A 21,158-nucleotide genomic window follows, 5' to 3' on the forward strand; every position below is an offset into this window, starting at 1 on the left:
GAGACCGACAGCGTGTTCGCCGCCGAGGGCTCCGAGTCCTACACCGCCAGCGAGTTCAGCCAGATCGACGCCCTGCGCGCCCAGATCGACACCGCCTTTGCCTCCGCCACCCAGATCAGCACCGGCGGCGCCGGCGAACTCGGCATGGCCTCCAACTGACACGCCCACAGCCCCTGGCGTGAGGCCGGTCACCGGACACGGTGACCGGCCTCAGTCATGTGCGCGGGGGCGGTGGTGGCTACCGCACCTGGGCCACCGCGGCGACGAGCCGGTCCACGTCGTCGGCGGTCGTGTAGTGGTAGATGCCGGCCCTGACCGCGCCGCCCGACTTGCGCAGCCCCATCGCGATGAAGTACTCCGCGGCGTAGTAGTCGCCGGAGAACACGCAGATGCCCTTCCGGCCGAGCAGCTCGGCGGTCCGCGCCGGGTCCTGATCGCCGACCCGGAACGACACCGTCGGGCAGCCACCCGCCGGCGCCGGCAGGATGCGCACCGACGGCACCGCCCGCAGCCCGTCCAGCAGCCGTTCGAAGAGGCCCAGCTCGTACTCGTGGGCCGCCGCCATCGAGCGCAGCACCCGGTCGCGGCGTGAGCCGGTGGCGTCGTCGTCGAGCGTGGCGAGGAACCCGACCGCCGCCTCGACCCCGGCGAGCAGCTCGAAGCTCGGCGTGCCCAGCTCGAACCGCTCCGGCACCGCGTCGGAGGACGGCAGCAGCTTCAGCATCGCCGTGCGCTCCCAATGCCGCGGCGCCGCGGCGCACGCCGCCAGGTGCGGGCCGGACCATTTGTAGGCGCTGGTGACGTAGAAGTCGGCGCCGAGCGCGGCCACGTCGACCGGCAGGTGCGCGGTCGCGTGCACCCCGTCGACGTAGACCAGCGCGCCGGCGTCGTGCGCGAGCGCGGCGATCGCGGCCACGTCGGGGCGGGTCCCGATCGCGTTGCTCGCCGCCGTCACCGCCACCACCTTCGTGCGGCCGTCGACGAGCGGCGCGAACACCTCCACGGGCAGCGCCCCGGTGCCGGCGTCGAACGCCGCCCACCGCACCTCGACGCCTTTGCGCCGCGCCAGCTGCACCCATGGGCGCACGTTTGCGTCGTGGTCGAGCCGGGTCACCACGACGTTGTCGCCGGGCAGCCACTGCTCGGCGAGGCCACGTGCGACGGTGTACGTCAGTGCGGTGGCGCTCGGGCCGAACACCACGCCGGCCGGGTCGGCGCCGAGGAGGTCACCGACGGCGGCGCGGGCCGACTCGACGATGCGCAGCGCGCGGCGGCCCGGCTCGAACGCGGTGGTCCGGTTGCTCACGGCACCGCCGAGGACCCCGGCGACGGCCCGCGCGACCGGCTCCGCGACCAGGGTGCCGGCGGCACCGTCGAAGTGGACGAATCCTTCGGCCAGTGCGGGGTACGCCCGCCGGGCCCGTACGACGTCGAACGGCATACGGGGACGATAGCGGTCTCAGCGCCGCCCGTGCGTGGCCCGCCGCACCGCGTCCTCGAGCGCCGCCTGGCCGGCCGGGTCGAGGGCGGCCATCGCCGCCGGGTACGCCTCCGACAGGTCGACCAGCACGTCCAGCACGACCTCGTCGGACAGCGCGCCGGGCGCGGCCCCGACCTTCGACCGGGCGCTCGCGATCCGGGGCGGGTTCACCATCGCCGCGGCGATGCGGGCCAGCTCCTCGACGGTGAGTCCGGTGTACGGGTCCCAGGGCAGGCTCTCGCCGAACCGCTGCTCGTCGAACTCGTCGATCTTCACCTTGACGACCGTGCGGTCCTGCGGGGCGAGCGCCGCGTCGGGGCGCAGCACGAGGCCCTCGGCGAGGTTGCCGTCCAGCGGCGGCAGCCCCCGCAGCTGCGGCACCCGGGTCTGGAACCGCACCGGCACGGCGTCGAGCGACGCCCGGGTGCCGCGCCCGAGCCGCGGCACGACGTCGAGCCCGGCGGCCTCGGCGACTTTGGCGACGGCCGCGTACGTCCGGTACGTCCCGGGGTCGTCCGGGTCCGCGTGGTCGAGCACGTCGAACAGGGCGAACCGTACGTCCGGGCAGTACCAGACGCCGGTCTGCACCGCGGACGCGCCCGGCACCGGCGGCACGTCCGGGTGCGGGTAGTGACCGCCGTACAGCTCGCCGTAGATGCGCACCGCCGCGGCGCCGTCGGCGAGGGCGGCCCGCGCGGCCTGCTCGAACCCGGCGCGCAGCAGCTGCCAGCCGAAGAACGGCTCGTCGTCGGCCAGCCATGCCTTGCGCTTGCCGACCCGGGTGCGGCGGCCGTCGGAGGCGACGACGAGCTGCGCGCCGTGGACCTTCTCGGTGGCGATCCAGGTGCCGCCGCCGCGGCCGCTGCCGAGCTGCTTCGCCGTCGGGATCTTCGGGTACGCCAGGTGCCGCATCGCAGCAGTATCACCACCGGCGCCGCGGTCGTCGCGTGGTTTAGCCGCTGATTGGACGCCGGTTGGACGCCGCCCCGCGCCGCCGGTTGGACGCCGCCCCGCGCCGCCGGTTGGACGCCGCCCCGCGCCGTCCCGCGCCCGCCCGCGCCGTCCCGCGCCCGCCCGCGCCGTCCCGCGCCCGCCCGCGCCGTCCCGCGCCCGCCCGCGCCCGCCCGTGCCGCCCCGCGAGGGCGTCAGGTGGCGCTGATGACGCCGCCCCACAGCAGGGCGACGATGATGCCGCCGAGCGCGGCCCGGTAGTACACGAACGTGGCGATCGAGTTGGTCGCGACGAACTTCAGCAGCCAGGCGATCGACGCGTACGCGACCACGAAGCTGACGACCGTGCCGATCGCCGCCGGCACCCAGCCGACCGTCTCGCTGATCTCGCCGGCCCGCTGCACCCCCTCCAGGAGCCCGGCCGCGGCGAGGGCGGGGATGCCGAGGAAGAACGACAGCCGGGTCGCGGTCACCCGGTCGAGGTGCCGCAGCAGCCCGACGCTGATCGTGGCGCCGGAGCGGGACACCCCGGGGATCAGCGCGATGCACTGGGCCAGGCCGATGATCAGCGCGTCCTTCCAGGTGAGGTCCTCCTCGCCGACCGTCTGCGTGGCAAGGTGCTCGGCGAGGACCATGACGAGGCTCCAGACCACGAGGGCCCCGGCGACGAACCACAGGCTGCGCAGCTCGCCCTCGATCAGGTCCTTGAACAGCAGCCCGACGACCGCGATCGGCAGCGATCCGATGATGACGTTGATCGCCATCTTCCAGCCGGTCTCCCGCCGCGCCTCGGCGCTGCGCAGGCCCTTCACGAAGCCGGCGATGAACCGCCCGATGTCCTTGCGGAAGTAGATGATCGCCGCGATGATCGCCCCGACCTGGATGACCGCGGTGAACGCGGTCACGCCCTTGTCGTCGATCGGGATGCCCATCAGCTTCTCGGTGATGGTCAGGTGTCCCGTCGAGGAGACCGGCAGGAACTCGGTCACGCCCTCTACGACGCCGAGCACGACCGCTTGCCAGATCTCCACGGGATCCCCTCTCGTGCCGCCGCCGCCCGCACGATCCTAAGTGCCGGCCGCCGGGCATCGCGCTCAGGTACCGGGCCGGCCGCCGCCGGGCCGGCCGCGGCCGAGCGGGCGTACGTCATGGACGGTCGAGGCGGCGGACCCCCTGCTCGAGTGCCTCCGTGAACGCGGGATGCCGGGCCGCCGCCCGCAGCGTCGCCTCGCCCGACAGGACCGTCGCGGCGAAGGCGTGCAGCGGGTCGTCCGGCGGGCGGAGCTCAGCCAGCCGGCGCAGCAACGCCAAGGCCACCGGGTCGGCGGTCACCGGGGGAGCGCCGGGTGCCGGTACGGCTCGACGGACGGCAGGCGGGTCACCTCGGCGCCCGCCTGGACCGCCTCGATCTGCGCCGCGAGGAGCCGGAAGGTGGTCTCGGCGATCCCGTACAGCCGGGAGATCTCCTGATACAGCTTGTACGCCTGCCAGGTGTAATAGGCCGCCGCCGTGTAGCCGGTGAGGGCGCCGACGCCGGTCTCGATGGTGGCGGTGCCGACGATGCCGGCGACGTTGACGATGATGAGCGCGTCAACGAGCTGGCCGACGAGGTTGCCGGTCGCCGCATACAGCTGGTGGCAGGCGTCGACGGCCTTCGGGTAGAGCCGCGCGTATTCGTCGCAGGCCACGCCGAGCGCGGTCGCGGCGCCGCCGAGCAGTAGCTGGAACTCCTGCTCCGCCTCGGCGGCCCGGCCGCGCCACGCGCTCGCGGTGTCGGCGGCGCCGGTGACGAGGTTGCCGCCGAACGCGGTCGCGGCGGCGCCGATGTGCGGCCACGCGTGCATGCAGTGCTCGTAGGCGCGCCAGTCGCCGCTGTACGCCATGAGCCACGGCTCGAACGGGTCGGTGCCGAAGAGCCAGACCGCCACCTGCCGGATCCACGCGGCCGGGCTGAGCAGGTCGGTCAGCGGGTTGAGCGAGAAGGCGCCGGTCTGCGGCACGTAGCTCGGCGCCGGCAGCGCGACCTGGCCCGCGTCGGTGAACGGCGGCCGGGCCGGCAGCAGATCGGGCCGGGACTGGTGCAGCGTGCCGCGCAGCCCGCGCGGGTCGGCGGCGCCGGGATACGTGGCGTCCAGTGCGGCGGCGGTGGCGTGGTCGGCCGCCGCATACCCGTCGGCGGCGCGGGCGACCTGGCCGGCGGCGCCGTCGCCGAGGTCCCGCAACCGGTCCAGGGCGCCGGTGACCCGCCCGTAGGCCTTGCCGTGCGGGTCGGCGACGAGCATCAGCAGCCCCCGCTGGTCCCAGCGCAGTGTGCAGTGCCGTCGCGTGTAGTCCAACGTGTCGCGGGCGTCCCCGGCCGCCCGTGTGAGCAGCCCGCTGAGTGCCCGCAGCCCGCTCGGATCGACGTAGAAATCGCTCACCCCGGCCTCCCCCTGACCTCGGTTGCCGGGGACTCTAGCGCTTGCACGCGCCGCACTCCGGGGGTCTGCACGGTCTGTTCCAGCAGCATCGCGCGCAGTGCCCGGGCGGCGTGGGACAGCACCGCGCCGCGCGGGTGCGCCAGGGCGATGGTGCGGTGCACGCCGGGCGGCGCGATGGCGGTGGCCCGCAGCAGCGGCCGGTTGACCAGGGCCATGCCGGGCACGAGGGCGACGCCGAGGCCGGCCTCGACGAACGCGAGCACGGCGTCCAGTTCGCCGCCCTCGACCGCGTACCGGGGGGTGAAGCCCGCCTGCCGGCACGCCTCGATGGTGACGTCGCGCAGGTCGTACCCGATGCGGAACATCACCATGGGGGTGTCGCGCAGGTCGGTGAGCGTCAGCGACGCCGGCAGCGGGTGCACGGAGGCGACGACGAGGTCCTCCCGCAGGACCGGCACGACGTCCAGGGCCGGGTCGGTGCCGTGCGCGGACGCGACGATGAGTGCCAGGTCGAGCTGATGGGCGAGGAGCCCGGCGACGAGGTCCTGCGAGCCGCCCTCGTCGACGTGCAGGGCGATGTCGGGGTGGGCGGCGTGGAAGCGGCGCAGCACCGCCGGCACCAGCGACGTGCACAGGCTGGGGGTGGCGCCGACCCGGACCCGGCCCCGGCGCAGGCCGACGACCTCCTGTACGGCGTCGCGGGCGGCGTCGGCGTCGGCGACCATCCGGCGGGCCAGGGGCAGCAGGGTCTCGCCGGCGGTGGTGAGCATGACGCCGCCCCGGGAGCGGTCGAACAGGGGCGCGCCGAGCGTCGCCTCAAGGGTGTGAATTTGTTTACTCAGTGTTGGTTGGCTCACGCCGAGCGCTTCGGCCGACCGCGTGAAATGTCCCGATTCGGCCACGGACACGAAGTATCGGAGTTGTTGTAGCTGCATTCTCATAGCCTATGGCTATCGACACTGCGTACATGATGCATTGGACGAATGAAATCGGCCGTCCTTAGCGTCGATCGGGTGGCGGTAGATACAGCGGTCAGGCACACCCGGGCCTCAGCCAAACCGAAGGCCAAACCGAAGAAGCGCCGGTCGTCGGTCGGCCTCAAGCTCCTCATGGCAGGCACCGGCCTGCTGCTCGTGCTCTTCCTGTTCGCGCACATGGCCGGCAACCTGAAGATCTTCGTCGGCGCCGAGGCCTTCGACCACTACGCGCACTGGCTGCGCGACATCGGCACCCCGCTGCTGCCGCACACCTGGTACCTGTGGATCCAGCGGGCCGTGCTCACCGCCGCCGTCGTCGGGCACATCGCCGCCGCGGTGATCCTCGCCCGCCGGGCCAGGCTCGCCCGCCCGGTCCGCTACGCGCACCGGCCCAAGGTGCAGGGCAGCTACGCGGCCCGCACGATGCGCTGGGGCGGCGTCATCATCCTGCTGTTCGTCATCTTCCACATCCTGGACCTGACCACCGGCACCGTGAACCCGGTCGGCGACGCCCAGCACCCACACGCCAACGTCGTCGCGGACTTCGCACCGTCGCGCTGGTACGTGACGCTCTTCTACACCCTCGCGGTCGTCGCCGTCGGCTTCCACCTGCGCCACGGCATCTTCAGCGCCCTGCGCACCCTGGGCCAGCAGACGCCGCGCGGTGAGCGCCGCGCCCGTGCGATCGCGCTCGCCCTGTCCCTCGTCCTGGTCGTCGGCTACCTGTCGGTGCCGTTCGCCGTCACGATCGGAGCGATCAAGTGAAGCTGTGGAGCGAAGGCGAGCCGATCGCCGACCAGGCCGCGCCCGACGGGCCGATCGAGACCCGCTGGGAGCGCCGCCAGTTCGGCGCCAAGCTGGTCAACCCGGCCAACCGGCGCAAGCTCAGCATCATCGTCGTCGGCACCGGCCTGGCCGGCGGCTCCGCCGCCGCGACCCTCGCCGAGGCCGGCTACAAGGTGAAGTCCTACTGCTACCAGGACAGCCCGCGCCGCGCGCACTCCATCGCGGCCCAGGGCGGCATCAACGCGGCGAAGAACTACCGCAACGACGGCGACTCCGTCTACCGGCTCTTCTACGACACCGTGAAAGGCGGGGACTTCCGCGCCCGCGAGTCCAACGTGTACCGGCTGGCGCAGGTGTCGGTGAACATCATCGACCAGTGCGTCGCGCAGGGCGTGCCCTTCGCCCGCGAGTACGGCGGCCTGCTGGACAACCGGTCCTTCGGCGGCACCCAGGTGTCGCGCACCTTCTACGCCCGCGGCCAGACGGGCCAGCAGCTGCTGCTCGGCGCCTACCAGGCCCTCGAACGGCAGATCGCGCTCGGCAACGTCGAGATGCACGCCCGGCACGAGATGCTCGAGCTCATCGTCGTGGACGGCAAGGCCCGCGGCATCGTCGTGCGCGACCTCGTCAGCGGCGCCGTGACCACCGAGTTCGCCGACGCCGTCGTGCTCGCCTCCGGCGGTTACGGCAACGTGTTCTTCCTGTCCACCAACGCCAAGGGCTGCAACGTCACCGCGTCGTGGCGGGCCCACCGCAAGGGCGCCCTGTTCGCCAACCCGTGCTACACGCAGATCCACCCGACCTGCATCCCCGAGTCCGGCGCGCACCAGAGCAAGCTCACGCTGATGAGCGAGTCCCTGCGCAACGACGGCCGGGTCTGGGTGCCGGTCCGCGCCGGCGACGACCGCGCCCCCGCCGACATCCCCGAGGACGAGCGCGACTACTACCTCGAGCGGATCTACCCCTCGTTCGGCAACCTCGTGCCGCGCGACATCGCCTCCCGCGCCGCGAAGAACGTCTGCGACGAGGGCCGCGGCGTCGGCCCCGGCGGCCTCGGCGTCTACCTCGACTTCGCCGACGCGATCGCCCGGCTCGGCCGCGACGCCGTGGAGGCCAAGTACGGCAACCTCTTCGAGATGTACGAGCGGATCACCGGTGACGACCCGTACGTCACCCCGATGCGCATCTACCCGGCGGTGCACTACACCATGGGCGGGCTCTGGGTCGACTACGACCTGCAGTCCACGATCCCCGGCCTGTTCGTCGTCGGCGAGGCGAACTTCTCCGACCACGGCGCCAACCGGCTCGGCGCGTCCGCGCTCATGCAGGGCCTCGCCGACGGCTACTTCGTGCTGCCCAACACCATCAACGACTACCTCGCCGCCGGGCCGTTCCCCGCGCTGTCGGCCGACCACCCGGACGTCGCCGCGGCACGCTCCACTGTGGAGGAGCGCATCCAGCGCCTGCTGTCCGTCGACGGTGACCGTACCGTCGACTCCTTCCACCGCGAGCTCGGCCACATCATGTGGGAGTACTGCGGCATGGAACGCACCGAAGAGGGCCTCACCAAGGCGATCAGCCTCATCCGGTCGCTGCGCGAGGAGTTCTGGACCCGGGTCAAGGTCCCCGGCACCGGCGAGACGCTGAACCAGAACCTGGAGCGCGCCGGGCGCGTCGCGGACTTCTTCGAGCTCGCCGAGCTCATGTGCGTCGACGCCCTGCACCGCGCCGAGTCCTGCGGCGGGCACTTCCGCGCCGAGAGCCAGACCCCCGACGGCGAGGCGCTGCGCCACGACGACGAGTTCTCCTACGTCGCCGCGTGGCAGTTCACCGGCACCGGCGAGCCGCCCGTGCTGCGCAAGGAAGCACTCGAATTCGAATACGTCCACCCGAGCCAGCGGAGCTACAAGTAATGAACCTCAAGCTGCGCGTCTGGCGCCAGACCGGCCCCTCCGACGAGGGCCGCATGGTCACCTATCTGGTGGAGGACATCTCACCGGACGCCTCGTTCCTGGAGATGCTCGACGTCCTCAACGAGCGGCTCATCCTCGACGGTGAGGAGCCGATCGCGTTCGACCACGACTGCCGCGAGGGCATCTGCGGCATGTGCGGCATGATGATCAACGGGGTGGCGCACGGCCCGTCCCGCGCTACCACGACCTGCCAACTGCACATGCGGCACTTCAAGGACGGCGAGACGATCGACGTCGAGCCGTGGAGGGCCGCCGCGTTCCCCGTGGTCAAGGACCTCGTCGTGGACCGCGGCGCGTTCGACCGGATCATCCAGGGCGGCGGCTACATCAGCGCACCCACCGGCGCGGCCCCCGACGCCCACGCCACCCCCGTGCCGAAGGCCGACGCCGACGCCGCCTTCGAGGCCGCCACCTGCATCGGCTGCGGCGCCTGCGTCGCGGCGTGCCCGAACGGCTCGGCGATGCTGTTCACCGCGGCGAAGGTCGGCCACCTCGGCCTGCTGCCGCAGGGCCAGCCGGAGCGCGACACCCGCGTCGTCGGCATGCTCGAGGCGCACGACGAGGCCGGCTTCGGCGGCTGCACCAACACCGGCGAGTGCACCACCGTCTGCCCCAAGGGCATCCCGCTGACCCTCATCGGCCGTCTCAACGCCGACTACCGCAAGGCCGTCACCAAGCGCTGAGCCCGCTGCCCGAGGGGACGGGACGTAACGCTCCGGGCCGCCCTTCCGCTGTTTCCGACGGCGGGCCTGTCACGACGACGGGCCCGTCGCCGGACAGTCCGACGGAAGGAACACCGTGAGACTTTCTCGTCGTAAGGCACTGGTGGTCGCGTCGATCGCGACGCTCGGTGCCGGGGCCCTGGTCAACGCCGTGTCACCAGCACGCGCGGTGGCCGTCGGCCCGGACACCACGTTCATCGTCCTCGCGCCGCAGGGCCACTCGACCGCGAAGGCGGCCGCCCGGGTCGCCGCGGCCGGCGGCGTGGTCGTGGCGAAGTACGACCAGATCGGGGTCCTCGTGGCCCGCTCGACCAACCCCGCGTTCCAGACCGCCGTCGCGGGCGCCGGGGTCGACTCGGTCGCCTCGACCACCGGCCTGGGCACATCGATTGACGACGACACCACCGTGGAGACCGTCGAGTCGGCGGCCCAGCAGGCCACCGGCGACCCGACCGGCGAGCCGCTGTTCAGCCGGCAGTGGGACATGACCCAGATCCGCGTGCCGCAGGCGCACACCGTCACGACCGGCAGCGCGAATGTCGTCGTCGGCGTCCTGGACAGCGGCATCTCCAGTACCCACCCCGACCTCGCGACCCAGATCGCCAAGGACAAGAGCGCATCGTGTCTCGGCGGTGTCGTCGACACCACCGAGGCCGCATGGAACCCGACCACCTCCGACCACGGCACCCACGTCGCCGGCACGATCGCCGCGGCCGTCAACGGCGTCGGCGTCGCCGGGGTCGCGCCCGGGGTCAAGGTCGCCTCGGTGAAGGTCGTCAACGACGACGGGTACATCTACCCGGAGGCGGCCGTCTGCGCCTACCTGTGGTCCGCGGAGCACGGCATGCAGATCACCAACAACAGCTACTTCATCGACCCGTGGGAGTTCAACTGCCGCAACGACGAGCGGCAGCGGCCCGTCTGGATCGCCGTGCAGCGTGCGCTGCGGTACTCGCAGAGCAAGGGCGTGCTGACCGTCGCCTCCGCCGGCAACTCCAACGTGGACCTGCAGCACAAGTTCGTCGACAGCGGCAGCCCCAACGACGGCAGCTTCCCGGTGGAGGACCGCACCATCACCGGCGCCTGCCTGGACCTGCCGGCCGAGGCGCCCGGCGTGGTGACCGTCTCCGCGGTCGGCCCGACCCGGCTGAAGAGCTACTACTCCTCCTACGGCCAGGGCGTCGTGGACGTGACCGCACCCGGCGGTGACGCCCGCTTCCGTACCGGCGGCGCCGTGTCGACGAGCACCGACGCGGTGCTGTCCACCACGTTCAACACGGTGACGAAGACCAACGGCTGGGGCTACAAGCAGGGTACGTCGATGGCCGGCCCGCACGCCGCCGGCGTCGCGGCGCTCGCCCTGTCGGCCCACCCCGGCCTGACCCCGGCCGCGCTCGCCGCCACCCTCGAGCGCACCGCCGAGGCGCTGCCCTGCCCGGCCGGCGTCTACAACCCGGTGCCGGCGCTGCCCGGCTACGAGGCCACCTGCACCGGCGGCAACCGCAACGGCTTCTACGGCGCCGGTGAGGTCGACGCCTACAACGCCGTCAGGTAGCGAACGACGAACGGCCCGGCGGCTGGAGCGCGTCCAGCCGCCGGGCCGCCGCGGTCGCGGCACGATGGGGGCTCAGTCCACGGCGTCGACCCAGTTCTGCACCACGGGGATGTCGACCCGCTGGTACCCGCCGAGGTACCGGCAGTTCTGCGTGTAGCCGTAACTGGTCACGGCCACCAGGTACCCGTTGAGGAAGATCGGGCCGCCGGAGTCGCCGAAGCAGGTCCCGCCGCCGCCCCTGGTGTCGTTCGGGTTGCCGTTGAGCTGCAGGATCTGCGGCGTGAGCTTCTGCCCGGGCGCCGTGGTGTAGCGCCGGATCAGCGGGTAGCTCATCGGCTGCGGCTTCTGCGGCCCCGACTCGGGCTTGCGCACCTCGGTGCCGTACCCGACGGCCGTGAAGACGGTGCCGTTGAGCACCGGCTGGGCGAACCCGTCCAGGTAGCCGGTCGGCGCCAGCGTCGCCGGCGTGATCCCGCTGACCGGCTCGTCCAGCACGACGATCCCGACGTCGTTCCAGTTGTCGAGGTCGGTGAAGTCCGAGTACTCCGGGTGGGTCAGCGCGGTCCCGGACAGGTACCCGGCGGCGGCGAGCTCCTCCGGGGTGTACCCGGTGGCCGGGTCGGCGGCCACGGGGAACGGGCTCGGCGGCTCCTCCGCGATCACCGAGTCGAACGAGACGAGCGTCGAGCCGAGCGTCCCGCTGGTGCAGTGCGCCGCGGTGATGAGCACCGTCGGTGAGATCAGCGTCGCCGAGCAGCGGAACCGCCCGTCGCCGTCATAGAACAGGATGATGCCCACGTTCGGGTGCAGGTCACCGTCCGGCAGGCCGCCGGTGACCGCCTGCGCCGGGAGCGCCCCGGCGAGCACGATTGCGGCCGTCGCCAGGGCGGCGGCCAGGGTACGGCGTAGACGTTTCACATGCGGAGCCCTTCCATGAGCGGTACGTGCAGCGTGCGCTGCAGTAGAACCAGCGCTCCGGCCCGCCGTGGTGTTACGCCGGATCCAGGTTCAGCAGGGCGCGGTGGTACTCGACGAACAGGTCGGCGCCCTTGGCCTCGGCGGTCTCCCCGGCGCCGAGCAGGCCGAAGCCCGGCCCCCAGCCGGCGCCGCCCTTCGGGCCGAGCGGCAGCACCAGCATGTCCGGTGCCGGCTCGTGGGCCGTCAGCGTGACGGCGGGTGAGCCGCTCGCCAGCAGGGTGGCGACGCTGCCGGGGCTGCCGCTCGCGCACGGGGTGCTGCGGCTGGTGCACCCGGAGGTGGGGGAGCTGCGGCTGGCGTACGAGACCCTCGACCTCCCGGCCGACGACGACCAGCGGCTCGTCGTGCACCTGCCGCCGCGGCCGCCGCCCTGGACCACCTGACGGGCCGCCGCCCCGGCGCGCTGAGCGCCGTGCCTGCCTGAGCGCCGTGCCTGCCTGAGCGCCGTGCCTGCCTGAGCCGCCCCCGCAGACCGCGCCGTGAAAGCGCTGAGCGGCGGCCGGGAGACCCGGGCGCCGCTCAGCTCGATCAGACCGCTCAGCTCGCCGCCGGTGGCGGCGGTTCGCTGCCGCCGAGGACCGGTGGCGGGGCGCTGTCGTCGTCGCCCCACACCATGTCGTCCTCGGTGAGCCAGGTGTCGTAGCGCTCGTCCTCGTCGCCGTCGCCGTTGCCGCGGGCGGCGGGGCCCGTGCCCCGCTGCTGGCCGAACATGCCGTCGCGACCCGGGACCCCCATGCGGCCGGCGCGGCCGGTGCTCTCCCGCAGGTTACCGGCGGAGCCGCGCTGACCCGTGGTCGCACCGCCGTCGCCGCGGCCCGCGCCGGGCTGGCCGAGGACGCCGCCGGGCGGCACGCTGCTGGCGAGGCTGGTGCTGATGCCGAGGGCCGGGCCGCCACCGACGGTGAGGATCTGCCCGGCGAGGGCCGTGCCGGCGACGAGCGCGCCCGCGCCGACGACACCGGTCTCGACACCGGTCAGTGACGTGCCGGTGGGCTGCTGCCCGACCACGGTCTGCGACGGGTCGCTGCCGCTGCCGTCACCGGGGCCCGTCGACACCGGCCCCACGATGTCGGTGGTGCGGGTCTTGCCGTTGCCGAACGTGTTGACGCCGGGACCGTTGCGCGGCGTCGAGCCGCCCGGCCCGCCCTTCGGGTCGGCGTTGTTGCCCGGGTCGCCGCCCGGCAGCCCGATCGGCGGCGGCAGCGGCTCGAGGATCGTGCTGTTGTTGACCGCGTAGTCGACGGCGAGGTCGGCCATGAGCTTCACCATCCGCTCCTTGGCCTCCTCCTTCTGCTGCTCGTCGCGCTCGTGGCCGAGATAGCCGCCGACGAGGGCACCGGGCAGCCCGAAGGTGGCGCCGCCGATCGCGGTACCGCCCCACATGCTGTCGTTGTCGTCGGTCTCCTCGGGGTTGTCGGCGTTCTTCTGCGCGGTGCGCAGCGCCGCGCCGATCGTGTTGAGCGCCTTCTTCACCTCGCCCTGGTCGTCGGCGAGACCACCGGAGTAGGTGCTGACGAGGCCGAGGCGGTGCCGGTACTCCTGGCCCGCGTCGCCCTTCCAGTCCAGCTTCAGCAGGTCCTTCTCGATCTCGCCGGCGATGTGCCGGGCCGTGGTCGACGCGGTGTGCCAGTCGGCGGCGACACCCTCCACCTGGCCGGGGTCGCCCGCCATGAGCTGGTCGTAGAGCTCACGGTGGCTCTTGCCCGCATAGTGCGCCGTGTACTCATTGCCCATCGCTGCGGCCCTCCAGCGTGAGGGTGACATCGCCCAACGCCTGGCTGATCTCGGCCTGGCTGGCCGCGTTGCGCGACTCCGTGGTCTTGTAGTTGCGGATGATGCTGTCCGTCGCGCTCTGCGCCGCCTCGATCGCCGACACCAGCCGGGTGGCCCGCTGCACGTGCTGGCGGTGCACGCGGTCGTAGTCAGCGCCGGTCGCCTTCGCGTCCAGGAACGTGCCCAGCGCGGGCTTGTTCATCGAGTTGAGCTTCCGCACCAGCTCCTTGGCATCGTCCAACCGGCCGTCGAGCCGGCTGCGGAACTCCTCAAGAGTGAGGAGGTCGACTCTGTTCGTGCCGTCGCCCATCAGACCCCCGTTTCGGTCCTCTTCTTCGGTGCCGCTCTGTCAGGCTACTGGGTCGATACCAGTGAAATCGACCCTATCCGATCGACGCCACCGCCGCTCGCCGCGCCTGGCCTGCGGCGCCCGCCGTCCGGACCGTGACGTGGCCGGGCTCGACGGGGCCTTGCTCGGCGGCGCCGAGGACGGCGGCTTGGCGGTGCTGGACGCGGGCGCCGGCGCCTTCGTGGTGGCCGCCGGCGCCGCGGGGGCCACGAACTTGCGGGCCGCCTCCGGGTCCAGCGTCGGGCCGCGCGGCACCAGCGCCAGCAGGCTCGCGGGCACGCCGACCGGCGTCACGCCCTCGTACCCGAGCGCCGCCTGCGCCTTCACCTCGCCCGTGTCCTGCAACGGGTACCGGATGCCCTGGTCGGTGATGAGGTACACGGTGCCGGTCGCCTGCGCGCCCCCGCCGGGCAGCGCCTGTGCGAGCGCGCCGTGGCCCTCGGCGAGCGTGACCTGGTCGGCGGTCGTGGCGGTGCGCACGGTGGACCGGTCCGGGTCCAGCGTCAGCTGCTCCGAGCCGGGCCCGTACAGCGCCAGCGCCGGCGTGCCCCGCCCGCCCGCCGCGGCCGTGCCGAACTGCGCGCACAGGGTCGTGTCGGCGGTGTCGGCCCGGATCGCCGGCTTCGTCTGCGGGAAGCCCTCCGGCTCCACCGGCGTGGTGTCGAGCACCTGCGCCGTCTGCGTGGCGGAGATCTCCACCGCAGGCTTGCCGTTGGCCAGCAGCAGCGCCGCGGAGACCGCGCCGATCGCGGCCAGCCCGGTGCGGGTCACGACGTAGTACTGCTGGCCGGAGCGGTACACGGCGCCCACGTCGGCGTTCGCGCCGGCGATCTTCTTCGGGCTCGGCTGGCCCGCGCCGGGCAGCCGCGGCGCCGCGAGGTCCGGGCCGGCCGTGACCGCGTCCAGCAGCGCCGGGTCGATCCGCATCGGCGTGATCGACGCGAGCTCCAGCGCGGTCAGCGTCGTGCGGTCCGCGATGCGCAGCCGGTGGTCGTGCCACAGCAGGTACAGGGGAAGATCGTTGCCGGTCGAGGTCGACACCAGCAGCGCCTGCTCACCGAGCGGCACACCACCGGACGGGGTGCGGCCGATGACGAGCTGCGTCGCGGCCTCACCGGCGCCGGTGACCCGCACGCCGCACACGTTCCAGGGCAGGCCGAGCAGCGCGTTCTTCGGCGGCGGCGGGTCAGGCGCGTCCCGGATGCCCACCGGCGGGCCGACCGGCAGGTTCACCAGCGACTTGTGCGACATGGTGCGCACCTTCGGGCTGGGGTTGCCGACGATCAGCCGGGCCGACGTGAAGTTGAGCACGGGGTGCAGGCGGCCCTCGATGAACACGTACCGCGCACCGCTCTCGCGCTCGATCACGATGTCGTTCTCCGCGGGCTTGCCGCCGGAGGGGTTGATGAACCCGTAGACGCCGACGACGGCGAGCACGATCATGCCGACGAGCAGGCTGCCGAACAACGACATCCCGAGCCGCCGCACCGGCAGCTCGTTGCTCTCCGGCTCGCCGGACAGCATCGCCGAGACGATCCGGCGCGTGACGAACCGGTACGCCCGCACCTGTTCGTATCGCGCGACCATGCTTGGCGCCTCCCCGACTGCCGCCGTGCCGCGCGCCGCCGTCAGCGGCGCCTCACCGAGTGGCGATCGTAACTGGTCCTGGTCCGCGCCGGTGACCGCGTCCGGCGGACGCCGTTCGCGCCTGCCGCCGTCCCGGCCCGAGGTCCCGAGGACCGCGCGGGGGCGGTCCCGCCCGTACACTGTGGGCGCCTCGGCTCGGACCGGATACCTCTCGGCGGGCGCAACGCAGCGGAGGGAGCACGGGAACAGGTGACATCGGCAACGGCACAGGGCAGGCCACCGGCGACGGGCGGCCCCCGCCCCACTCCCGGCGCTCGCCCACCGGACCGGCCCACCCCGGCGCGGCGGCTGCGCCCCGCCCCCGGCGGCCCCGGCGAGTTCGGCACCGCCCAGCTCGTCGCGATCGAGGTCTCCGCCGTCGCGGTCGGCGCGGCCGTGTTCGCCGGCGGCCCGGTCCCCATCGGCGTCGGCGCCGCCGTCGCCGCGGGTGCGCTCGCCGCCGGCCTCAGCCGCTCCGGCGGCCGGTGGGCGTATCAGGCGCTCGGCCTGCGCTCGGCGATGCGCCGCCGCCGCAACGCCGGGCCGGACGCGCTGCCCGCACCCGCCTTCGAGGTGTACGGCTACGACGACCGCGGCACCGAGCTCGGCATCGGCCAGGACCGCGACGGCTGGTTCATCGCCATCGCCGTCGGTGGCGCCGACGAGGTCCTCGGCACGATCCGGCCCGCGCTGCGCCTCGACCGCCTGCTGCGCCTGCTCGACGACGGCACCGCCAAGCCGTCGGCGCTGCAGCTGGTGAGCCTGCGCACCCCGGCGCCCGCCGCCGGTCCCGGGCCCAACAGCCCCGCCGCGAGCTCCTACCGGGAGCTGCTCGCCATGACGACCGGCCGGCAGACCGGCCCCGCCGCGCACCTCACCTGGGTCGCCGCCCGGCTCGACGCCGCCGACGCGATCGAGGCGGCCGCGGACCGCGGCGGTGGCGTCGACGGCGTGCACCGTGCCCTGGCCGCGATGGCCGGGCGGCTCGGCAAGGCCCTCAACACCGCCGGCATCACCTACCAGATCCTCGACGCCGCCGCGCTGTCCGGCGCCGTGCGCACCGCGTGCGGGCTGGACGGCCTGCCCGCCGATGCGCCGATCGCCGCCCGCGAGCGCTGGCAGGGCTGGCTCGCCGGCACCCGGCAGCACGTCGCGTTCGAGGTCGAGCAGTGGCCGGCGCCGTTCGACCCGGCGGCCGTGCAGGCGCTGATGACCATCCCCACCGGCCAGCTCGTGGTGTCGGTCGTCGCCGCCCGCCGAGGCGTCGAGGTCGGGCTGCGCACCGTGGTGCGGGTCATGGCCCCGCCGGAGCACCTCGCCGCCGCCATCGGCACCGTGCGTGAGTACACCAAGACGCTGGGCGTCAAGCTGCGGCCGATGCACGGCCAGCACCAGCCCGCCGTCTACGCGTCGGCGCCGACGGGCGGGGGGACGCTGTGAGGCGGCGTGCGGGCCTGGAGTTCACCGGCGACCAGGCCGTCGTCGGCGGCGTCTCGCTCGGCACCGAGCCCGGCGGGATCGTCCTGGGCTTCGACCAGCACCAGAATCCGGTAACGTTGCAGCTGTTCCGCGCGCAGCCGACCCGGGTGCTGCTCATCGACCGCGGCTGGGTCGAGCGGCTGCTGATGCTGCGCGCCCTCGCCGTCGGCGCGCGGGTCGTCGTGCACACCCCCGACGAGCCGTTGTGGAACGGGTTCGGCGAGTCCGTCACCGGCCGGCCCGACCTGTTCCGCGCCGCGCCGCCGTACCAGACGCTCGACCTGCCGGGCACGGTCGCCGCGCCGGTGCTGTTCGTGGCCGAACGGCACCCGCTGAGCGTGCCGGACCTCGGCCCGTGGCAGGCGCTGCTGACCGTCGCCGGCTGGTTCGGCGAGTATGTGGCGCAGTCGCTGTTCGAGGCCGACGCCGTGATCCTGCGCCGGTTGACCGAGCGGCAGCTCGCCGCCGCCGCGACCCTCATGCGCCTGGACGCCATGCAGGCCGCGACGCTGCAGGCCACCCCGCCCGACGGGCTCGTCGTGTACCAGGCGGGGACATGGCGGTACCTGCGGCTGGCGACGACCCAGGTCGAGCAGCAGCTCTTCGGCGGGCCGCAGTGACGCTGCCGCGGCCCGGCCTTCTCCGGTGGCCTGCGCGCGGGTCTTTCCGGCGGCCTGCGCGCGGGTCTTTTCGGCAGCCTGCGCGCGGGTCCTTTTCGGCGGCCTGTGTTCGCGGGCGCCCCGACAGCACGGGAGTCGCAGATGCGTGCGGTCCGTAAGGCCGCGGTCCTCGCCGCCGTCCTCGTCGCCGCCGCGCCGGTGCTCGCCGTGCAGCCGGCCTGGGCCGAGATGATGCGCGACCGGCAGTGGTATCTCAAGACCCTCGACGTCGCCGCGGCCCAGCAGGTCACCGCGGGCGACGGCGTCGTCGTCGCCGTCCTGGACAGCGGCGTCGGCACCCACCCCGACCTCGACGGGCAGGTCCTGGACGGCACGTCGTTCGTCGGCGAGCCCGGCTCGTTCCGCACCGACAACGCAGGCCACGGCTCGTCCATGGCCGGCATCATCGCCGCCAAGGGCGGCAGCGCCGACCACCTGCTCGGCATCGCCCCGAAGGCGAAGATCCTGCCGGTACGCATCTCCGCCAGCGGCACCGCCGTCGGCGCCACCAACATCGCCGACGGCATCCGCTGGGCCGTCGACCACGGCGCGAAAGTGATCAATATCTCCACCGGCGGCACCGTGATCGAGCGCACCGCCGAGGACGCGGTCCGGTACGCCCTCGACCACGACGTCATCGTCATCGCCGGCAGCGGCAACGCCTCGCAGTTCCCGTCCGGCAGCGGGGTCCTGGCCCCGGCCCGGTTCCCCGGCGTGGTCGCCGTCTCCGCGATCGACCGCGACGGCAACGCCTGGGCCGGCGCGATCCGCGGCCCCGAGGTCGTGCTGACCGCCCCCGGCGTGGCCATCCCGGTCATCTCCGCGTCCGGCGGCGGCCGCGTCGTCGGCTACTACCCGAGCTCCGACGGCACCAGCGCCGCCACCGCGGTCGTGTCCGGCGCCGCGGCCCTGATCAGGGCGAAGTACCCGCAGCTGCCGGCGAAGGACGTGATCCAGCGCCTCATCGCCACCGCCGACGACGCGGGCGCCCCGGGCCGCGATCCCGACTACGGCTACGGCCGGCTCAACCTGGTCAAGGCCCTCACCACCGACGTACCCGCGGTGCCGTCCAACCCGCTGCTGGCCGCGTCCCCGACCACCGGGGCCGCCGGCGGGAAGGGAGACGGCGGGGTCGACCTCGTGCTGGTGGCCGCGGGAGCCGGGTTCGTGGTCCTGCTGGTCGCGGTGCTCGCCGGCTGGCTGCTGCTGCGCCGCCGGCCCTGACAAAACCCCACCGACCGCCGGTCACCAGCCGCCGGTCAGCGGTCACCGGCCGCTGCGGCGCTCCCCGCCGCCGGTCACCGTGGCGCTCCCCGCCGCCGGTCACCGTGGGGCTCGCCGGCGGCGCTCACCGGCGGCGCTCACCGGTCGCGGTCACCGGTTGTTGCGGCTGGTGGCGAGCGGCTCATGATCGAAGGACGGCGCTGGTCATCCGGGTGACCATTCCGCTCCTTCGATCAAGGCCTTCATGATCCAAGTCGCCCCGTGGCCATCCTCATGCCCCCGGGGTTGCCTGGCGCAGCCTTATGCTCCCGAGCCGGTTGTTGCGGCGGTGGCGAGCGGCTCGTGATCGAAGGATGGTCATGGTCATCTGGGTGGCCATTCCGTTCCTTCGATCACGGTCCTCATGATCCGGCACGCCGTCGTTGTCAGCGCCGGCCGGCGGATGGTGGGGTCAGCCTTCGCGGATGGTGCGGATCCAGCCGTACAGGCCGCTGACCCAGAACGCGAGCGGGATGATCGCCAGGATCAAAATCGTCTCGAAAATGTCCAGGGCCCGGCCCCACATCGGCGAGCGTCGCTTCCCCGCGCCCACCACCGCGTAGGCGATGACCGCCGCCGCGACCGCGAGCGTCCCGGTCACCCCGACCGCCAGGCGCAGCACCTGGTCGGCGGCGGCGTACGCGCCGACCGCGACGACAGCCAGGGCGACCAGGCCCGACACGAGCAACGGGATGCGCTGCCGGCGGCTGATGAACCAGCGCGCCCGGGCCACCATGACCAGGCCGAACACGGCGGCGAGGGACGCGCCGGGCAGGCCGCCGTCCCAGGCGAGCGTCAGCGACGCCAGGCCGCCGACGACGGCCAGGGCGCCGAGCATACCGGCGAGGATCTCGTCGGCGCGCTCGCTGAGGGCGAGGACCTGGCGGCTCGACACCATCTCGGTGTCGGTGCGGATGTCGGCGGCGTCGGTCGGCACCGACGGGATCGGCAGGCCGGCCATGCGGTACGACAGCATCGGCATCAGCGGCAGCGTCGAGAAGGCCAGGGCGGCCACGACGGCGGCCGCGGCGGCCGGGGACGCGTCCCAGATCATGCAGACCAGCGCGGCGGCGCACAGCGCGACCGCGGTCATGCTGGTGCCGAGGAACACGGCGACGGCACTGGCCACGCCGGCGGTGGCGACCGCCGAGGCGAGCAGGACCGCGGTGCCGGCGACGAGCACGTTGGCGGCGTCGAGGTCGGTCAGGCTGCGGTCGCCGGCGAGCACCAGCAGGCCGCCGACGCCCGCGTACGCCAGCGCGACCACGCCGAACACGACGCCGGTGCGGCTGTTGCGCAGGGCGCGGGACAGCACCGCGGCCGCGGCCAGCAGCAGGGCGGCGACGCCGATGCCGACGATGCCGGCGGGCAGCTGCGGCGGGCCGGAGAACAGCACCATGACCGCGCCGACGGCGAGGGTCGCGACGCCGACAATGAGGCCGAAGCGGCGGGTCGAGGCGGGCCGCCAGCGGCCGGCGCGCTCCTGGGTGGACGTGGCCACGGCGTCGACGACGTCGTCGAAGATGGGCTCGGTGAACTCGTCGCCGCGGGGTCGCAGGTACAGCATCTCGCCGTCCTCGACGTCCAGCTGCATCGGCGACCGGTCGATGGCGAGAGGCGCGCCGCCGAGGCGGGACAAGACCCAGCCGTCGCGTCCGGCGGGGTCGTCGGCGAGGCCGTCACCGGCGTACCGCAACACGGTGGGCAGCAGGTCCGCGAGTGGCACGTCCGAAGGCAGTGCGAGGTCGACCCGGGTCTTCGGTGCGACGATCGTCACCCGGCTCATGCCGCCGCCGGTCGTAGTGGCCACGTTACGGATCCCTTCGTCGGTCGTGCCGGACCCGCCCCGCCCGTCGGACGCGGGGCATCACGTCCTGGGCAGACTACATACGATGGCCCCATCACGCGGTGCCCCCGCCTGTCCCTCCGCCCGACCCCCGGGCGGAGCCGCCCGCCCCCCGGGCGGAGCCGTCCGGTCTCCGAGCGATGCCGCCCGACCCCGGGCGGAGCCGCCCGGACCTCCGGACGGACCTTGGACGCCCCCGGGCGGACCTCGAGGCGCCGCGACGCACAGGAGGAGACACGTGAGCGGTCCGGAGCGTAGCGGAGGTGACGGCGTGAGCGGTCCGGAGCGGAGCGGAGGGGCCGCGAACCATGGGCTCAGTTT

Annotated in this window: 20 protein-coding genes; 8 read left to right on the forward strand and 12 right to left on the reverse strand. The window is 73.6% G+C overall.

The features are described 5' to 3' along the window. Window positions 1-238: 238 nt before the first annotated feature. From AB0H83_RS46315 to AB0H83_RS46340, 6 genes are all read right to left on the reverse strand, one after another. Window positions 239-1,441 (reverse strand): cysteine desulfurase-like protein, encoded by a 1,203-nt coding sequence (locus tag AB0H83_RS46315; protein ID WP_360108449.1) that lies wholly within the window; start codon window positions 1,439-1,441, stop codon window positions 239-241. Window positions 1,442-1,459: 18 nt separating this feature from the next. Continuing rightward, window positions 1,460-2,392 (reverse strand): RNA ligase family protein, encoded by a 933-nt coding sequence (locus AB0H83_RS46320; RefSeq protein WP_360108452.1) that lies wholly within the window; start codon window positions 2,390-2,392, stop codon window positions 1,460-1,462. A gap of 233 nt (window positions 2,393-2,625) precedes the next feature. Next, on the reverse strand, window positions 2,626-3,462 hold the full coding sequence (locus AB0H83_RS46325) for an undecaprenyl-diphosphate phosphatase (protein WP_360108455.1): 837 nt from the start codon (window positions 3,460-3,462) through the stop codon (window positions 2,626-2,628). Between the two features lie 115 nt (window positions 3,463-3,577). After that, window positions 3,578-3,763 (reverse strand): hypothetical protein, encoded by a 186-nt coding sequence (locus AB0H83_RS46330; protein WP_360108458.1) that lies wholly within the window; start codon window positions 3,761-3,763, stop codon window positions 3,578-3,580. Further along, complete coding sequence (locus AB0H83_RS46335; protein WP_360108461.1) at window positions 3,760-4,851, reverse strand: type VII secretion target; 1,092 nt, start codon at window positions 4,849-4,851, stop codon at window positions 3,760-3,762. The genes AB0H83_RS46330 and AB0H83_RS46335 overlap by 4 nt, the downstream gene beginning before the upstream one ends. Continuing rightward, complete coding sequence (locus AB0H83_RS46340) at window positions 4,848-5,792, reverse strand: LysR substrate-binding domain-containing protein (protein ID WP_360108464.1); 945 nt, start codon at window positions 5,790-5,792, stop codon at window positions 4,848-4,850. The genes AB0H83_RS46335 and AB0H83_RS46340 overlap by 4 nt, the downstream gene beginning before the upstream one ends. Window positions 5,793-5,864: 72 nt before the next feature. Here AB0H83_RS46340 and AB0H83_RS46345 point away from each other — a divergent pair, with 72 nt between their 5' ends. The 4 genes from AB0H83_RS46345 (at window position 5,865) to AB0H83_RS46360 (ending at window position 10,864) form a co-directional block, all read left to right on the forward strand. Continuing rightward, the gene (locus AB0H83_RS46345) at window positions 5,865-6,593 is read left to right on the forward strand and encodes a succinate dehydrogenase cytochrome b subunit (RefSeq protein ID WP_360108467.1); all 729 of its coding nucleotides are present in this window, start codon (window positions 5,865-5,867) and stop codon (window positions 6,591-6,593) included. Further along, window positions 6,590-8,527, forward strand: a complete 1,938-nt coding sequence (locus AB0H83_RS46350) for a fumarate reductase/succinate dehydrogenase flavoprotein subunit (protein ID WP_360108470.1) — start codon at window positions 6,590-6,592, stop codon at window positions 8,525-8,527. The genes AB0H83_RS46345 and AB0H83_RS46350 overlap by 4 nt, the downstream gene beginning before the upstream one ends. After that, window positions 8,527-9,270 (forward strand): succinate dehydrogenase/fumarate reductase iron-sulfur subunit, encoded by a 744-nt coding sequence (locus AB0H83_RS46355; protein WP_360108473.1) that lies wholly within the window; start codon window positions 8,527-8,529, stop codon window positions 9,268-9,270. Before AB0H83_RS46350 ends, AB0H83_RS46355 begins: the two co-directional genes overlap by 1 nt. Before the next feature lie 115 nt (window positions 9,271-9,385). Continuing rightward, window positions 9,386-10,864, forward strand: a complete 1,479-nt coding sequence (locus AB0H83_RS46360; protein ID WP_360108476.1) for a S8 family serine peptidase — start codon at window positions 9,386-9,388, stop codon at window positions 10,862-10,864. Window positions 10,865-10,936: 72 nt separating this feature from the next. Here AB0H83_RS46360 and AB0H83_RS46365 read toward each other — a convergent pair whose 3' ends face one another. Further along, entirely contained in the window at window positions 10,937-11,782 is an 846-nt protein-coding gene (locus AB0H83_RS46365; protein WP_360108479.1) for a trypsin-like serine protease, read from the reverse strand. A 73-nt stretch (window positions 11,783-11,855) separates the two neighbouring features. Then, a complete protein-coding gene (locus AB0H83_RS46370; protein ID WP_360108482.1) occupies window positions 11,856-12,002 on the reverse strand; it encodes a hypothetical protein in 147 nt (48 codons plus the stop codon). On the opposite strand from AB0H83_RS46370, the gene AB0H83_RS46375 reads away from it, so the two are divergent. Continuing rightward, window positions 12,001-12,225, forward strand: coding sequence for a hypothetical protein (locus tag AB0H83_RS46375; protein ID WP_360108485.1), 225 nt, complete (start codon window positions 12,001-12,003; stop codon window positions 12,223-12,225). The genes AB0H83_RS46370 and AB0H83_RS46375 overlap by 2 nt on opposite strands. A 154-nt stretch (window positions 12,226-12,379) precedes the next feature. On the opposite strand, the gene AB0H83_RS46380 is transcribed toward AB0H83_RS46375, so the two are convergent. From AB0H83_RS46380 to eccB, 3 genes are read right to left on the reverse strand one after another with little or no spacing between them, the layout of a single operon-like run. Then, complete coding sequence (locus tag AB0H83_RS46380; protein WP_360108488.1) at window positions 12,380-13,576, reverse strand: hypothetical protein; 1,197 nt, start codon at window positions 13,574-13,576, stop codon at window positions 12,380-12,382. After that, entirely contained in the window at window positions 13,566-13,925 is a 360-nt protein-coding gene (locus tag AB0H83_RS46385) for a hypothetical protein (RefSeq protein WP_360108491.1), read from the reverse strand. The genes AB0H83_RS46380 and AB0H83_RS46385 overlap by 11 nt, the downstream gene beginning before the upstream one ends. Before the next feature lie 39 nt (window positions 13,926-13,964). Then, window positions 13,965-15,551 (reverse strand): type VII secretion protein EccB, encoded by a 1,587-nt coding sequence (eccB, locus tag AB0H83_RS46390; RefSeq protein ID WP_360108494.1) that lies wholly within the window; start codon window positions 15,549-15,551, stop codon window positions 13,965-13,967. Between the two features lie 249 nt (window positions 15,552-15,800). Between eccB and AB0H83_RS46395 the strand changes: the two genes are divergently transcribed. The 3 genes from AB0H83_RS46395 (at window position 15,801) to AB0H83_RS46405 (ending at window position 18,952) form a co-directional block, all read left to right on the forward strand. Then, window positions 15,801-17,030: a type VII secretion protein EccE gene (locus AB0H83_RS46395; protein WP_360108497.1), complete on the forward strand. Its 1,230-nt coding sequence runs from the start codon at window positions 15,801-15,803 to the stop codon at window positions 17,028-17,030. Next, on the forward strand, window positions 17,027-17,689 hold the full coding sequence (locus AB0H83_RS46400) for a hypothetical protein (protein ID WP_360108500.1): 663 nt from the start codon (window positions 17,027-17,029) through the stop codon (window positions 17,687-17,689). Before AB0H83_RS46395 ends, AB0H83_RS46400 begins: the two co-directional genes overlap by 4 nt. A 141-nt stretch (window positions 17,690-17,830) precedes the next feature. Continuing rightward, complete coding sequence (locus tag AB0H83_RS46405; RefSeq protein WP_360108504.1) at window positions 17,831-18,952, forward strand: S8 family serine peptidase; 1,122 nt, start codon at window positions 17,831-17,833, stop codon at window positions 18,950-18,952. Window positions 18,953-19,403: 451 nt separating this feature from the next. Here AB0H83_RS46405 and eccD read toward each other — a convergent pair whose 3' ends face one another. Continuing rightward, a complete protein-coding gene (eccD, locus tag AB0H83_RS46410; RefSeq protein WP_360108507.1) occupies window positions 19,404-20,801 on the reverse strand; it encodes a type VII secretion integral membrane protein EccD in 1,398 nt (465 codons plus the stop codon). Window positions 20,802-21,158 lie beyond the last annotated feature (357 nt).

The sequence above is a fragment of the Dactylosporangium sp. NPDC050688 genome, from assembly GCF_040654515.1.
Lineage (GTDB): Bacteria > Actinomycetota > Actinomycetes > Mycobacteriales > Micromonosporaceae > Dactylosporangium.

Bases quoted from the DNA above. Each gene is read 5' to 3' on its own strand.
- AB0H83_RS46320 (WP_360108452.1), bottom strand. From the start codon at position 2,392: ATGCGGCACCTGGCGTACCCGAAGATCCCGACGGCGAAGCAGCTCGGC.
- AB0H83_RS46375 (WP_360108485.1), top strand. From the start codon at position 12,001: ATGTCCGGTGCCGGCTCGTGGGCCGTCAGCGTGACGGCGGGTGAGCCG.
- eccB (WP_360108494.1), bottom strand. From the start codon at position 15,551: ATGGTCGCGCGATACGAACAGGTGCGGGCGTACCGGTTCGTCACGCGC.
- AB0H83_RS46370 (WP_360108482.1), bottom strand. From the start codon at position 12,002: ATGCTGGTGCTGCCGCTCGGCCCGAAGGGCGGCGCCGGCTGGGGGCCG.
- AB0H83_RS46340 (WP_360108464.1), bottom strand. From the start codon at position 5,792: ATGAGAATGCAGCTACAACAACTCCGATACTTCGTGTCCGTGGCCGAA.
- AB0H83_RS46355 (WP_360108473.1), top strand. From the start codon at position 8,527: ATGAACCTCAAGCTGCGCGTCTGGCGCCAGACCGGCCCCTCCGACGAG.
- AB0H83_RS46315 (WP_360108449.1), bottom strand. From the start codon at position 1,441: ATGCCGTTCGACGTCGTACGGGCCCGGCGGGCGTACCCCGCACTGGCC.
- AB0H83_RS46385 (WP_360108491.1), bottom strand. From the start codon at position 13,925: ATGGGCGACGGCACGAACAGAGTCGACCTCCTCACTCTTGAGGAGTTC.
- AB0H83_RS46380 (WP_360108488.1), bottom strand. From the start codon at position 13,576: ATGGGCAATGAGTACACGGCGCACTATGCGGGCAAGAGCCACCGTGAG.
- AB0H83_RS46405 (WP_360108504.1), top strand. From the start codon at position 17,831: ATGCGTGCGGTCCGTAAGGCCGCGGTCCTCGCCGCCGTCCTCGTCGCC.